This is a genomic window from Streptomyces sp. WAC03905, assembly GCF_057371075.1.
Genome location: NZ_JBXYDZ010000003.1, coordinates 3,205,399 through 3,218,338 on the forward strand (window position 1 = coordinate 3,205,399; position 12,940 = coordinate 3,218,338).

Sequence of the window (12,940 nt, forward strand, 5' to 3'; positions counted from 1 at the left end):
GGATCAGCCTCCCAGCGCGCCGAGCAGGCTGCCCAGGGCAGTGGCCGCGCTCACCGTCTCCACCAGCGGCGCCCACCGCTCCAGCGCCCCGCGCAGCCGGGTGACCAGGCCGGGCCGGATCTCCTCGGCGCCCTCCAGCTGCTCGGCGACCCCGTCCAGTTCGGCGTCGAGCGCGGTCCGTTCGGCGCCCCGCGGCGCCTCCCGGACGAGGGCCTCGCGCAGGGCGAGCACCGCCTCCAGCAGCTCCGCCGCGCCGGGCGCGTCCGCTCCCGTACCGCCCTGGTGGACGCTGTTGGTGTTGCCGGAGCCGCCGATGCTGAACGCGCTGCCGTGGACGCTGCCGATCCGCACGGCGGGCTCCTGTGCTCCTCCGTCACTTGCTGCCATGGCTCCCCCTGTGTGTGCTGTTGTGGTTCCCGCTGCCGCCGAAGCTGGCGGCGCTGTCGTGCATCGCGCCGATGTAGGTCCCGCCGGCGCCGACGTAGACGTCGGCGCGCCGCGCGAACGCCTCGGTGTGCCAGCCGGCTTCGTCCAGGACCACGGTAATGCCGGCGACGATCCGGTCCTGAATGGTCTTCAGGTACCGGTCGAGGTCCATCAGGTGGAAGAGCGATCCGTTGTCCTGCGCGGCGAGTTCGCGCACCGAGGCCCGCGGCCCCTCGGGGCGGGCCCCGCCGTTGCCGGCGGTGGCGATCCGCCACCAGCTGGCGATGCCGCGGCCCAGGGTGACGAGGGCCGCCGGGAAGGAGGCGGGCGTGTGCCGCAGGGCCCAGACGGCCTTACCGAAGCGGCTGTTGTTCAGGTAGCGGTGGGCGTCGGCGTCCGCGTTGTGGAAGGCGACGTGGACGGGCAGCAGGACGTGCGGCGCCACCTCGACCATCATCATCCCGCCCTGGGTGTGGACCCGTACGAACACGGTGACGACGAGGTTCTCGTCCCAGCCGCCGACCCGGACGCGCAGGAAGTACCGGCGGCGCTCGCCGCCCTCCTCGACGGCGGCGGCCCGGTGCGCCTCGAAGTCGGCGCGCAGGTGCGGGCCCTCGTCGCGGTGGTCCAGTCCGCCGCCGGGCAGGAACACGCAGCTGTCGACGACCAGTTCGCGCAGGCGGTCCAGTACGTCGGCCTCGGCCTGCGGGGACCCGTGCTGCGACGGCACGCGCAGCTGCTCCAGCATCGGCACGATCCGCTCCACGATGCGGGCGTTGGTGAGCGGCTCCGGCTTCCGACCGGCTTCGAGGTCCTCGCGGGCGCGCAGCTCGAAGGACACCTGCCAGGGGTGGTACGCCTCGCCGGCGCCGAGAAATGGGTCGTTGATGTCGTACATGATCATCGGCGCGTGCTGCTCGTGCAGGATGCGCTGCCGGACGCGGGCGAACCGTACGCCCTGCTCCGCTTCCGCGGGGTCCGCGGAGCGGTGGGCGTACCGGTCCCGGTTGAGGTCGTTGGCGATGGTCCGGGCGACGTGGCCGCGCTGGAGACCGACGACGGTGACGACGGCGGCGAAGACCGCCGGGATCCATCCGAGGACGAAGCCGGCCGCGGGACCGCCGACGCCCTCGGAGAAGAGCAGCAGGCCGAGGCCGACGGGGCCTTCGTCCTCGTCGCCGAAGGCACCGAGGAGCGCCAGCCAGATCCCGAGGACCAGGATCACGATGACGGCCAGGTTCCACCAGGCGTAGATCCGCACGACGAGGCCCAGCAGGCGCGGCAGCAGCCCGGACCGGGCCCTGAGCCAGCCGGCGAGGCTCAGCATCAGGAACGGCAGGAGCAGCACCACGAGGGCGCCGCCGGTCAGGAGGGATCCCACGAACCAGGCACCGAGTATGCCGACGGCCCAGCCGAGTTCGGCGCGGCGGGCGCGCAGGGCGTGGGCGAGGACGCGCGAGGCGTCGAAGCCGTAGGAGGGCGCGACGATGCGCTCCTCGTGGACGTACAGCTCCTCGATGACGCGGTCGCGGTACCCGGCGTCGAGGTAGGTGCCCGCGCACAGGAAGCGGCCGGCCTCGCTGACCGCCGGGTCGACGGGGGGACGGCCGGTGCGGGGTTCGTCCTGTGGGGCGCCGGTGTATTGGCGGGGAATCGGGCTCTCGGTCACCGACCGACCTTAGATTTCCCTTACAACTTCCGACAGGCGCAATCACGCCAAAGCGCCCCGGCCCATGGGGGCCGGGGCGCCGCGGTGCGTGCTCCTCGCCGAGGTGGCGAAGGGGTCCGTGCTCCTCGGTGAGGAGCGAAGGATCAGATCAGGCCGAGTTCGCGGACGGCGTCGCGCTCCTCCGACAGCTCCTGGACGGAGGCGTCGATGCGGGAGCGGGAGAACTCGTTGACGTCCAGGCCCTGGACGATCTCGTACGCGCCGTCCTTGCAGGTGACGGGGAAGGAGGAGATCAGACCCTCCGGAACGCCGTAGGAGCCGTCCGACGGGATGCCCATCGAGGTCCAGTCGCCCTCGGCGGTGCCGTTGACCCAGGTGTGCACGTGGTCGATGGCGGCGTTTGCGGCCGAGGCGGCGGACGACGCGCCACGGGCGTCGATGATCGCGGCGCCGCGCTTGGCAACGGTCGGGATGAAGGTGTCGGCGAGCCACGCCTGGTCGTTCACGACCTCGGCGGCGTTCTTGCCGGCGATCTCCGCGTGGAAGATGTCCGGGTACTGGGTCGCCGAGTGGTTGCCCCAGATCGTCAGGCGCTTGATGTCGGAGACGGCGGCACCGGTCTTGGCGGCCAGCTGCGAGATCGCGCGGTTGTGGTCCAGGCGGGTCATCGCGGTGAAGCGCTCGGCCGGTACGTCCGGGGCGGCGGCCTGCGCGATGAGCGCGTTGGTGTTGGCCGGGTTGCCCACGACGAGGACCTTGATGTCGTCCGCGGCGTGCGCGTTGATGGCCTGGCCCTGCGGCTTGAAGATGCCGCCGTTGGCGGCGAGCAGGTCGCCGCGCTCCATGCCCTTGGTGCGCGGGCGGGCGCCCACGAGCAGCGCGACGTTGGCACCCTCGAAGCCCTTGTTCGGGTCGTCGAAGATGTCGATGCCGGCGAGCAGCGGGAAGGCGCAGTCGTCGAGCTCCATGGCGGTGCCCTCGGCGGCCTTCATGCCCTGGGGGATCTCCAGGAGGCGGAGCTTGACCGGCACGTCGGCGCCGAGCAGGTGACCGGACGCGATACGGAAGAGCAGCGCGTAGCCGATCTGGCCGGCGGCGCCGGTGACGGTGACATTCACAGGAGTGCGGGTCATGGCCTTCTCCGTTAGACAGCTGGCGGTGGGGCGTCCCTGCCCCATGTGCTGGAGGACGCCGCTCCCCTGTAAATCTTGACGTGAAGAGACATCCGCGGTCAGGCTATCCGACCCGGGCGCGGCCCAACCCCCGGGTCCCTGTGGTGCGTGGCACACGTACCCCGGCGTTTCGAAGGCGCAGCCGGTCCCCGGGCCTTTGTTCGGCGGCCGACCCGGTGCGCTCAGCGCACGGTGAAGCGGACCGCGCTCTCCAGGAACGGGATCTTCAGCAGCGGCTGCGGCTCCATGACCAGCGCGAGCAGCGTGATCGCGACGCCCAGCAGCCCGTAGGTGATCATGTCCGTGAAGCGGGAGCGCACCGCGAGCATCCCCACCGACGGCAGCACGCGCCGCAGCACGGACGCCGCGATCAGGGCCACGCCGATCACCAGGCAGCCGTACCGGGCCTGCCCGAGGGCCGTGACCAGCAGCCCCACCGCGGTCGCGGCGAGCACGCTGAGCATCGGCCACTGGCGGGCGGGCGTGGACACGGCGCCGGGGACGGCGCGGCCGCTGCCCTCGGGGCGGGCCGTGTCCCGCGTGACGGAGGGGAAGCGGCGGGACTTGGCCGTGCCGCTCCCGTTCACGTGCTCGGTGCCCGGTTCAGCCCTCACGGCCGGACCGCTCCGCCGCCTCGACGACGTTGACGAGCAGCTGGGCGCGGGTCATCGGGCCGACGCCGCCCGGGTTCGGCGAGATCCACGCGGCGACCTCGGCGACACCGGGGTGCACGTCGCCGACGATCTTCCCGGCCTCGTCGCGGCTGACGCCCACGTCGAGCACGGCCGCGCCCGGCTTCACGTCCTCGGGCTTGACCAGGTGCGGGACCCCGGCCGCGGCGACGACGATGTCCGCCTGGCGCAGCAGCCCGGAGAGGTCGCGCGTGCCGGTGTGGCACAGCGTCACGGTGGCGTTCTCGGACTTGCGCGTCAGCAGCAGCCCGATGGACCGCCCGACGGTGATCCCGCGGCCGAGGACGACGACGTGCGCCCCGTCGATCTCGACGTCGTGGTGGCGCAGCAGTTCGACGATCCCGTACGGGGTGCAGGGCAGCGGTCCCGGCTCGTTCAGCACGAGCCGGCCCAGGGAGGTCGGGTGCAGTCCGTCGGCGTCCTTCAGCGGGTCCATCAGCTCCAGGACCCGGTTGGTGTCGATGCCCTTGGGCAGCGGGAGTTGCACGATGTAGCCCGTGCACTGCGGGTTGGCGTTGAGCTCGCGCACGACCTCCTCGATGTCCTCCTGGGAGGCCGTCGCGGGCAGTTCGCGCTGGATGGAGGCGATGCCGACCTCGGCGCAGTCCTTGTGCTTGCCGTTGACGTACCAGCGGCTGCCCGGATCGTCGCCGACCAGCAGGGTGCCGAGGCCGGGGGTGATGCCCCGGGCCTTCAGGGCCGCCACGCGGGCGGTCAGTTCGGACTTGATCGCGGCCGCGGTGGCCTTGCCATCGAGAATCTGGGCGGTCATGCCCCCATCCTCCCGGATGAGGTGGCCCTGGTTCCAGTCAAGGCGCTCGCGGGACCTCAGGGTTCATTGCACTTGCACAACAAGTGACCGTCCGTATGCCAACCCGCTGGACAAGGCCTCGCCGGTCGGACCACGATGAAACGACTGAGTGCCGCGGGCAGTGCCGGGGGGCGGACCGCACCGTGCAGGATTCCTCCGCGCTTCATTGCCGTGCGTCCCCGCACTTCCACGGAGGAACACCCCAGATGAGTTTCGGCGACCCGCACAATCCGTACGGACAGCAGCCGGCGCAGGGCCAGCCCGGTTACGGCTACCCGCAGCAGGCCCCCCAGGGCGTCCCGCCGCAGGGCGGCTACGCCTACCCGCAGCAGGCCCCGCAGGGCTACCCCGGCGGCCCCGCCGGCTACCCGGGGGGCTACCCGGGCGGTCCCGGCGGGTACCCGGGCGCCCACATGGAGATGCCCGGCGGCGCGAAGGCGGCCCGGGTCATCCTCTTCATCCTGGGGGGCCTGCAGGCGCTGGCCGGGCTGTTGATCATCATCGGCGGCGCCGTCTTCGCCTCCGCCTTCTCGGGGTCCTCCAGCTCCTCGGCGCAGGACGTGGGGACGGCCGTCAGCGTCGGCTTCGTCATCGGCGGCCTCGTCCTGATCGGCATGGCCCTGTGGCCGTTCCTGACGGCGGTCAAGATGGGCAAGGGCCGCAACGGCGTGCGCGTGTCCGGCATCGTCTACGGCTCGCTGCAGACCTTCTTCGCCGGTCTGAGCCTGCTCGTCAACGTGGCGGCCCTCGGCGCGAGCGAGCACTCGTCGAGCGGCGGGCCCACCGCCATCGTCCTGCTGCCCGCCCTGGTCTCCCTCGCCCTCGGCCTCACCATCGTCATCGGCCTCGCGAAGGCCGGCGACTACTTCAAGCGCCCGCGCTACTGAGCCGCCCTCCGCACACGGCGAAGGCCGCGCCCCGCACTGCGGGTCGCGGCCTTCGCCGTGTGCCGGGGCGGGCCGGACTCAGTGGAAGAAGTGCCGGGTGCCGGTGAAGTACATGGTCACGCCGGCCTTCTGCGCGGCCTCGACGACCTGCTCGTCACGGACCGAACCGCCGGGCTGGACCACGGCCTTGATGCCCGCGGCCGTCAGGATCTCCAGCCCGTCCGGGAAGGGGAAGAAGGCGTCGGACGCCGCGTACGAACCCTGCGCGCGCTCGGCGCCGGCCCGCTCGACGGCGAGCTTGGCCGAGTCGACGCGGTTGACCTGGCCCATGCCGACGCCGACCGAGGCGCCGTCCTTCGCCAGCAGGATCGCGTTCGACTTGACGGCCCGGCAGGCCCGCCACGCGAAGGCCAGCTCGGCGAGCTCGGCCGGGGACAGCGCGTCGCCGGTGGCCAGGGTCCAGTTGGCGGGGTCGTCGCCCTCGGCCTGGAACAGGTCCGACTGCTGGAGCAGCGCGCCGCCGCTGATGGGCTTGAGGTCGCCCGGCTGGTGCGGGGTCCCGTCGACCTTCAGGACGCGGATGTTCTTCTTCCTGGCCAGGATCTCGACCGCGCCGTCCTCGTAGCCGGGGGCGGCGATGACCTCGGTGAAGATCTCCGCGACCTGCTCGGCGAAGCTCGACGGTCACCGGACGGTTGACGGCGATGACGCCGCCGAACGCCGACAGCGGGTCGCAGGCGTGCGCCTTGCGGTGGGCGGCGGCGACGTCCGCGCCGATCGCGATGCCGCACGGGTTGGCGTGCTTGATGATCGCGACGCACGGCTCCTCGTGGTCGTGGGCGGCGCGGCGCGCGGCCTCGGTGTCCACGTAGTTGTTGAAGGACATCTCCTTGCCGTGCAGCTGCTCGGCGTTGGCGAGCCCGCCCGGCTGCCCGTCCGTGTAGAGGGCGGCGGCCTGGTGCGGGTTCTCGCCGTAGCGCAGGGTGGACTTGCGCTCCCAGGCGCCGGCGAGGAACTCGGGCAGGGCGCCCTCCTCGCCCTCCGGGGCGTACGCGTTCGTGAACCAGGAGGCGACGGCCACGTCGTAGGCGGCGGTGTGCTGGAAGGCCTCGGCCGCCAGCCGCTTGCGCGCGGTGAGGTCGAAGCCGCCGCCCTGGGCCGCGGCGATGACGTCGGCGTAGCGCGCGGGGCTGGTGACCACGGACACCGACGGGTGGTTCTTGGCGGCGGCGCGGACCATCGAGGGGCCGCCGATGTCGATCTGCTCGACGCACTCGTCGGGAGTGGCACCCGACTGGACGGTGGCCAGGAACGGGTACAGGTTGACGACGACGAGGTCGAAGGGCTCGACGCCCAGCTCGGCGAGCTGGTTGCGGTGGTCCTCCAGGCGCAGGTCGGCGAGGATGCCGGCGTGCACGCGGGGGTGCAGGGTCTTGACCCGGCCGTCGAGGCACTCGGGGAAGCCGGTCAGCTCCTCGACCTTGGTGACGGGCACCCCTGCGGCGGCGATCTTCGAGGCGGTGGAGCCGGTGGAGACGAGCGCGACGCCCGCCCCGTGCAGGCCGCGGGCCAGCTCTTCCAGTCCCGTCTTGTCGTAGACGCTGATGAGCGCACGCCGGATCGGCCGCCGGGTCGTGGTCGGGTCGTTGCTCGCTGCGGTGTCTGCGGCGGTCACTGGATTGTTACCTTTCGTCCCTCAATGCGGTAGCCGTGCCGGGCCAGGCGCCCCACGACGTCGACGAGCAGCTGTCGCTCGACTTCCTTGATGCGCTCGTGCAGAGCGGCTTCGTCGTCCTCGTCCCGGACCTCGACCACACCCTGGGCGATGATCGGACCCGTGTCCACGCCGCCGTCCACGAAGTGGACCGTGCAGCCGGTGACCTTCGCGCCGTAGGCGAGCGCGTCCCGGACGCCGTGGGCTCCGGGGAAGGCGGGGAGGAGGGCGGGGTGGGTGTTGACGAACCGGCCGCCGAAGCGGTCGAGGAACTCCTTGCCCACGATCTTCATGAAACCGGCGGACACGACCAGGTCGGGCGCGTGCGCGTCGGTCGCCGCGGTGAGGGCGGCGTCCCACTCGGCGCGGCTCCCGTAGTCCTTCACCGGGCAGACGAAGGTGGGGATCCCGGCCTTCTCCGCCCGCTCCAGGCCGGCGATGTTCGCACGGTCGGCCCCCACGGCGACGACTTCGGCGCCGAAGCCCTCGGATCCGCCGGGGTGGGCGTCGATGGCGTCGAGCAGGGCCTGGAGGTTGGTGCCGGACCCCGAGACCAGCACGACCAGGCGGGAGGCGGCCATGGGAGGCCCTTTCTCACGTAATTGCGTCGTTCGTCTTTGTGTGGTCATACGAAACTTCGGGGTACCGATATACGGGGAACCATACGAAGCCGCCGACCGCCTGCAACGATACCGGCACACCGGACGGCCCCCGAGGGACGGGGGGACGGCCGGGCGGTAGCGTCTGGCCTACACGCCGCAAACTGGCCCACCTCGCCTCGATGTCCACGTGACGTCCACGACACAGGGGAAGTAACACACCCGATGCCGGACCGCCGCCAGCCCGACTCCCCCACCGACGACAACCCCTTCGCGGCCCCGCCGGAAGGCCGGCCCGACCAGCCGTGGCAGCCGCGCAGCGGAGGCGACGGCGGGAACGGCGACGGGAACGGGCCGGGGGACTCGGGCGGCCAGCGGGGTCCGGCACGCTGGGACCCGACCGACCCGATCCAGCGCCGCGCGCGGTACGCGCTGCTGGCGGGCATGTGGGGCTTCTTCTTCGGGATCTTCGGGATCCCCTCGGTCGGCCTGCTGCTGGGCGCGCTCGCCCTGTACTGGGGCATCAGCGCGCTGCGCGGCAAGCCGGCGGCGGCGACCGGCGAACCGGGCGCCCCGACGGGCCTGGACGCCCTCGGCCCGGCGGCCCGCCCCCAGCGCACGGCGGCGGTGAGCGGCCTGGTCACCGCCTCACTGGCGATCCTGCTGGCGATGAGCTCGTACGCGCTGCAGCTCGCGTACAAGGACTTCTACGTGTGCCGCGACGACGCCCTCACCCACGCGGCGGAACTCCAGTGCAACACCCTCCTCCCGAACAACGTGATCGGCGAGGTCCTGAAGGTCCGCCAGTAACCCTCCGACGTCCGAGGCGAGGGGGCCCGGGGCCGACCCCCGGTCTTCCAGCCCCGCCGCCCCCTCCAGCCCCGCCGGCGTGTGAGGCGCGGGGGTCCGGGGCTGAGCCCCGGTGTTTCAGCCCCGCCGGCGTGTGAGGCGCGGGGGTCCGGGGCGGAGCCCCCGGCAACGGCGCCGCACCCGGCACCCGCCCGCGGGCTACGCGGACGGCTTCCGCCGAGCCAGCACCCGCACCCCGACCACGTCCGGAACAGCCGCTTCGGCAGGGGCACCCGGGTCATCCGGAGGAGGCGCCACCGGGGCCGGCCCCAGATCCAGCCCCGCCACCACGGTCACGGCCCGCCGAACCGGCGAAGCCACCGGCACGACCGGCGCAACCGGCGCAACCGGCGGAGCCACCGGCTCGGGCACGATCTCCGGCACCAGCGTCCCCGACGCCTTCCGCATCAGCTCCCACCGGAGCTCCCGCACCCCGCTGTCGTGCCACCCTCCCCCGACCGGCTCGTCCGCATCCGCGCCCCCCGCCCCCGGACCGGCCGCCGGCCGGTAGCGCCACGCGTGCACCCCCACCGCCACCGGCACGGCCAGCACCAGCGTCCACGCGAGGGCCGCCGCTCCCGTGGCCCACCACACCGGCCCGAACTCGATCAGCCGACGCGAGCCCATCGGCCCCGCCGAGGCCGCCGCCAGCCCGGCCATCGCCAGGCCGCACACCACCGCCCCGAGGGCCGCCGTCAGCGCGGTCTCCCCGTACGAGACCTCACGCGCCCGGCGTACCGAGAACCAGCCCACCGCCAGCCCCGCGACCACCGGCACCCCGGCGGCCGCCCAGGTCAGCGGGGTGCCCGGGCCCGCGGCCGGGAGCGCCTCCAACAGCGGGAACCGGGGCAGCGCGGGCGCGCCCCCGGAGCCGAGCGGGGTGGCCGTCACCCCGGCGCCGAGGGCGAAGCCGGGACCGAGGGCGTAGGCCGCCCCCCAGACCATGGCGTTCGGGATCAGCGCGAGCGCGAGCAGCAGGACGGCGAACCGCCCCGACCACACCCCGGTCAGCGACAGGAACGAGGCCTGGACCTGCGCCCCGTGCCAGGCGAGCGAGGCCCCGACGAGCAGCGCTCCGCCGCCCAGGAGCACCAGGGCCCCGCCCGCGCCCGCCCGCAGCGCCAGCGCGTAACGAGGGCGCACGAACCCGCGTCGTACGCCCTCCGGCAGCCAGTGCGGCAGCGGTCCCGGCGGGCGCCCCTTGGCCCCCCACACACCACCGGCCGCGGCCGGCACGGCAACCAGCGGAACGTGCCACGCGGCACTGATCGGGTCGGCCGGCATCGGGCCCCCGGCGGCGTACACCGTGGCGAGGGCCCCGACGGAGAGGTAGCCGCAGAGCACGGCCGAGAACACGGCCGTCGCGGGCAGCACGTCCTCGTCGTCCTCCTCGGAGGCGCCGCCCAGCCGGGCGGCCCGCCGCATGAGCAGGGCGGGCAGGGCGACGAGGAGCAGCGGTGTCACACCAACGGGTGCGGGCACGCCGGAAAGCGTCTCGTACCGCACCAGCTCGGTCCCGTGGGCGAGCAGCCACAGCCCGGCGGCCAGGTGCAGGGCGCCGCCGGGGCCGCTGTCCGGATAGGGGGAGCTGATCCACAGGACGATGACGAGCACGGCGAGGAAGCCGAGCCCGAGTCCGGCCGCCACGGCGCCGCCCACCACGCATGCGGCGGCGGCCGGCGAACGCCGCCGCACACCGGCTCGCGGGGCCGTCGGCAACCGGGTCCCGCGTTCGGTCACTTGGGTCACCCCGCCATGGTGCCAACGACACGCGCTATGGACGGGTAACAGGCGAATGTCCGTGGTGTCGCCCAATATACGTTTATGTACTTTTTCGCTCAGGGCTGCCGGGTCGCGGGGAGTGCGGCATGACACGAAACGTCGAGGGCCTGCCCGCCCCCAACGAGCGCCGAAGACTGCGCGAGGCTGCGGAACTGACACTCGATGAGGTCGCGAAGGAGGTCGGCGTCGCCGCGGCGACGGTGCGCTCCTGGGAGTCCGGGCGCACCACCCCGCGCGGGCGCAAGCGCGACGCGTACGCGCGCTTCCTGGCCCGCCTCCCCGAACGCGCGGTGGCGGCCGGAGCCACCGGACCGCCCGAGCGGCCCGAACCGGCCGCCGCGGTCGCCCCCGTGGCCCCGGTCGCCCCTGCCGAACCGGTCCTGGTGGCGGTCGCCCCCCGGCCCGGGGCCGACGGCGTTCCGGAGGTTCCCGACGAGCCGGTCGCCGCCGCGACGGCCGTGGCCCCCGTGGCCGACCCGGGCGGCCCGGCCGGGGCCTGGACGGTGTCCGCCGCCGGACCGGTCACCCGGCCCGGCGTACGGCCCGTCACCGATCCGGCCGAAGCCTTCGACACCCTCTACGACCTGGCCGCGCCCGCCCTCGCCCGGCAGGCCTACCTGCTCACCGGCCGCCGCGCGCTCGCCCTGGAGGCCGTGGACCGGGCCTTCACCCGGGCCTGGGACCAGTGGCCCGAGGTGGCCACGGACCCGGACCCCGTGGGCTGGGTTCGCGCGATCGTGTACGAGTACGCCCTCTCCCCCTGGCACCGGTTCCGGCGGGCCCACCGCCGGCCCGACAAGCCCCCGGCCGATCCGGCCGACCGGATCCTGCTCGACGCCCTGCTCGCCCTGCCCCGCTTCCACCGGCGTACGGTCCTGCTCTACGACGGCGTCGGCCTCGACCTGCCCGACACGGCCGCGGAGACCGAGGCCACCACCCCGGCCACCGGCAACCGCATCATCAACGCGCACGCCGACCTGGCGGCCCGGGTGCCCGAACTGGCCGACGTACCGGTGGAGAAGCAGTCCGCGGCGCTGCGGGAGCGGCTCGCCGCGCTGCGGCCGCCGTTCTCCCTCGACCCGCGCCCGGCGGCGGCGGTCCGCGGCGGCGGTGAGCGGCGCACCCGGCAGTGGACCCGGGCCACCCTCGGGCTGACCGCGATGATCACGGCAGCCACCGCCTACACGGCCACGACCGCGCCCACCCGGTACGACCCGCCGCTCTCACCCGGCGAGAGCGTGTCCGGGGTGCCGCCGCTCAGCGGTCCGCAGCAGCTCACGGAACGGAGCAGGCAACTCCACGACAAGCTCCGCGCGGACCCCGAGGCGGGTCCGGCGCGCGTCGCCCCCAGGCTCGACTGAGCCGGCGTACGCGAACGGGCGTGGCCCGCACCCCGGTGAGGGTGCGGGCCACGCCCGTTCAGCCGTGAGGCCGGTGCCTACTGGGCGGCGTTCAGGATCGCGCGCGCGAGCTCGGCGGTCTCGGTCGGCGTCTTGCCGACCTTGACGCCGGCGGCCTCAAGGGCCTCCTTCTTGGCCTGCGCGGTGCCGGAGGAGCCGGAGACGATGGCGCCGGCGTGGCCCATGGTCTTGCCCTCGGGGGCGGTGAAGCCCGCGACGTAACCGACGACCGGCTTGGTGACGTTCTTCGCGATGAAGTCCGCCGCACGCTCCTCGGCGTCGCCGCCGATCTCGCCGATCATGACGATCAGCTCGGTCTCCGGGTCGGCCTCGAAGGCCTCCAGGGCGTCGATGTGCGTGGTGCCGATGACCGGGTCGCCACCGATGCCGACGGCGGAGGTGAAGCCGATGTCACGGAGCTCGTACATCATCTGGTAGGTCAGCGTGCCGGACTTGGACACGAGACCGATCTTGCCGGGCTTGGTGATGTCGCCCGGGATGATGCCGGCGTTGGACTGGCCGGGGGTGATCAGACCCGGGCAGTTCGGGCCGATGATCCGGGTCTTGTTGCCCTTGGCGGTCGCGTACGCCCAGAAGGCGGCGGAGTCGTGCACCGCGATGCCCTCGGTGATGACGACGGCGAGGGGGATCTCGGCGTCGATGGCCTCGACGACGGCGGCCTTGGCGAAGGCCGGCGGGACGAAGAGGACGGAGACGTTGGCGCCCGTCTTCTCCATCGCCTCGGCGACGGAGCCGAAGACCGGGACCTCGGTGCCGTCGAAGTCGACGGTGGTGCCGGCCTTGCGCGGGTTCACGCCGCCGACGATGTTGGTGCCGTCAGCCAGCATCAGCTTGGTGTGCTTCATGCCCGTGGCACCGGTCATGCCCTGGACGATGACCTTGCTGTCCTTGTTGAGGAAGATAGCCATGTGAGTCTGT

The 12,940-nt window shown here is 73.3% G+C and carries 11 protein-coding genes and 1 pseudogene; 3 read left to right on the plus strand and 9 right to left on the minus strand.

Translation table 11 applies throughout. The features are described from left to right. Positions 1–3 precede the first annotated feature (3 nt). The 5 genes from AC2RP6_RS16800 to AC2RP6_RS16820 all read right to left on the minus strand — a co-directional run bounded on the left by AC2RP6_RS16800 (position 4) and on the right by AC2RP6_RS16820 (position 4,731). The gene (locus tag AC2RP6_RS16800; protein WP_486446952.1) at positions 4–387 is read right to left on the minus strand and encodes a hypothetical protein; all 384 of its coding nucleotides are present in this window, start codon (positions 385–387) and stop codon (positions 4–6) included. Beyond that, positions 374–2,095, minus strand: coding sequence for a hypothetical protein (locus tag AC2RP6_RS16805; protein ID WP_486446953.1), 1,722 nt, complete (start codon positions 2,093–2,095; stop codon positions 374–376). Before AC2RP6_RS16805 ends, AC2RP6_RS16800 begins: the two co-directional genes overlap by 14 nt. 143 nt (positions 2,096–2,238) lie before the next feature. Further along, a complete protein-coding gene (locus AC2RP6_RS16810; protein WP_486446954.1) occupies positions 2,239–3,228 on the minus strand; it encodes a malate dehydrogenase in 990 nt (329 codons plus the stop codon). A 221-nt stretch (positions 3,229–3,449) separates the two neighbouring features. Beyond that, positions 3,450–3,881 carry a DUF3017 domain-containing protein gene (locus AC2RP6_RS16815; RefSeq protein WP_486446955.1) on the minus strand — a complete coding sequence of 144 codons (432 nt, stop codon included), beginning with the start codon at positions 3,879–3,881 and terminating at the stop codon, positions 3,450–3,452. Continuing rightward, the gene (locus tag AC2RP6_RS16820; RefSeq protein ID WP_486446956.1) at positions 3,871–4,731 is read right to left on the minus strand and encodes a bifunctional methylenetetrahydrofolate dehydrogenase/methenyltetrahydrofolate cyclohydrolase; all 861 of its coding nucleotides are present in this window, start codon (positions 4,729–4,731) and stop codon (positions 3,871–3,873) included. The genes AC2RP6_RS16815 and AC2RP6_RS16820 overlap by 11 nt, the downstream gene beginning before the upstream one ends. A gap of 245 nt (positions 4,732–4,976) precedes the next feature. Here AC2RP6_RS16820 and AC2RP6_RS16825 point away from each other — a divergent pair, with 245 nt between their 5' ends. Beyond that, positions 4,977–5,657: a hypothetical protein gene (locus AC2RP6_RS16825; RefSeq protein WP_486446957.1), complete on the plus strand. Its 681-nt coding sequence runs from the start codon at positions 4,977–4,979 to the stop codon at positions 5,655–5,657. A 78-nt stretch (positions 5,658–5,735) separates the two neighbouring features. Here the strand turns inward: AC2RP6_RS16825 and purH are convergent. Together purH and purN are read right to left on the minus strand one after the other, a co-directional pair. Further along, positions 5,736–7,332: pseudogene (gene purH, locus AC2RP6_RS16830) on the minus strand (bifunctional phosphoribosylaminoimidazolecarboxamide formyltransferase/IMP cyclohydrolase). After that, entirely contained in the window at positions 7,329–7,952 is a 624-nt protein-coding gene (purN, locus tag AC2RP6_RS16835) for a phosphoribosylglycinamide formyltransferase (RefSeq protein ID WP_486446958.1), read from the minus strand. The pseudogene purH and the gene purN overlap by 4 nt, the downstream one beginning before the upstream one ends. Positions 7,953–8,195: 243 nt before the next feature. Between purN and AC2RP6_RS16840 the strand changes: the two genes are divergently transcribed. Beyond that, positions 8,196–8,780: a hypothetical protein gene (locus AC2RP6_RS16840; protein ID WP_486446959.1), complete on the plus strand. Its 585-nt coding sequence runs from the start codon at positions 8,196–8,198 to the stop codon at positions 8,778–8,780. Between the two features lie 198 nt (positions 8,781–8,978). On the opposite strand, the gene AC2RP6_RS16845 is transcribed toward AC2RP6_RS16840, so the two are convergent. Beyond that, positions 8,979–10,568, minus strand: coding sequence for a cell division protein PerM (locus tag AC2RP6_RS16845; protein WP_486446960.1), 1,590 nt, complete (start codon positions 10,566–10,568; stop codon positions 8,979–8,981). 119 nt (positions 10,569–10,687) lie between these two features. Between AC2RP6_RS16845 and AC2RP6_RS16850 the strand changes: the two genes are divergently transcribed. Then, positions 10,688–11,962: a helix-turn-helix domain-containing protein gene (locus AC2RP6_RS16850; RefSeq protein WP_486446961.1), complete on the plus strand. Its 1,275-nt coding sequence runs from the start codon at positions 10,688–10,690 to the stop codon at positions 11,960–11,962. Between the two features lie 77 nt (positions 11,963–12,039). On the opposite strand, the gene sucD is transcribed toward AC2RP6_RS16850, so the two are convergent. Then, positions 12,040–12,930: a succinate--CoA ligase subunit alpha gene (sucD, locus tag AC2RP6_RS16855; protein WP_030764277.1), complete on the minus strand. Its 891-nt coding sequence runs from the start codon at positions 12,928–12,930 to the stop codon at positions 12,040–12,042. Between the last annotated feature and the right edge of the window lie 10 nt (positions 12,931–12,940).

Coding starts and splice junctions, on each gene's coding strand:
- AC2RP6_RS16800 (WP_486446952.1), bottom strand. CDS start 387: ATGGCAGCAAGTGACGGAGGAGCACAGGAGCCCGCCGTGCGGATCGGC.
- AC2RP6_RS16810 (WP_486446954.1), bottom strand. CDS start 3,228: ATGACCCGCACTCCTGTGAATGTCACCGTCACCGGCGCCGCCGGCCAG.
- AC2RP6_RS16820 (WP_486446956.1), bottom strand. CDS start 4,731: ATGACCGCCCAGATTCTCGATGGCAAGGCCACCGCGGCCGCGATCAAG.
- AC2RP6_RS16825 (WP_486446957.1), top strand. CDS start 4,977: ATGAGTTTCGGCGACCCGCACAATCCGTACGGACAGCAGCCGGCGCAG.
- purN (WP_486446958.1), bottom strand. CDS start 7,952: ATGGCCGCCTCCCGCCTGGTCGTGCTGGTCTCGGGGTCCGGCACCAAC.
- AC2RP6_RS16840 (WP_486446959.1), top strand. CDS start 8,196: ATGCCGGACCGCCGCCAGCCCGACTCCCCCACCGACGACAACCCCTTC.
- AC2RP6_RS16850 (WP_486446961.1), top strand. CDS start 10,688: ATGACACGAAACGTCGAGGGCCTGCCCGCCCCCAACGAGCGCCGAAGA.
- sucD (WP_030764277.1), bottom strand. CDS start 12,930: ATGGCTATCTTCCTCAACAAGGACAGCAAGGTCATCGTCCAGGGCATG.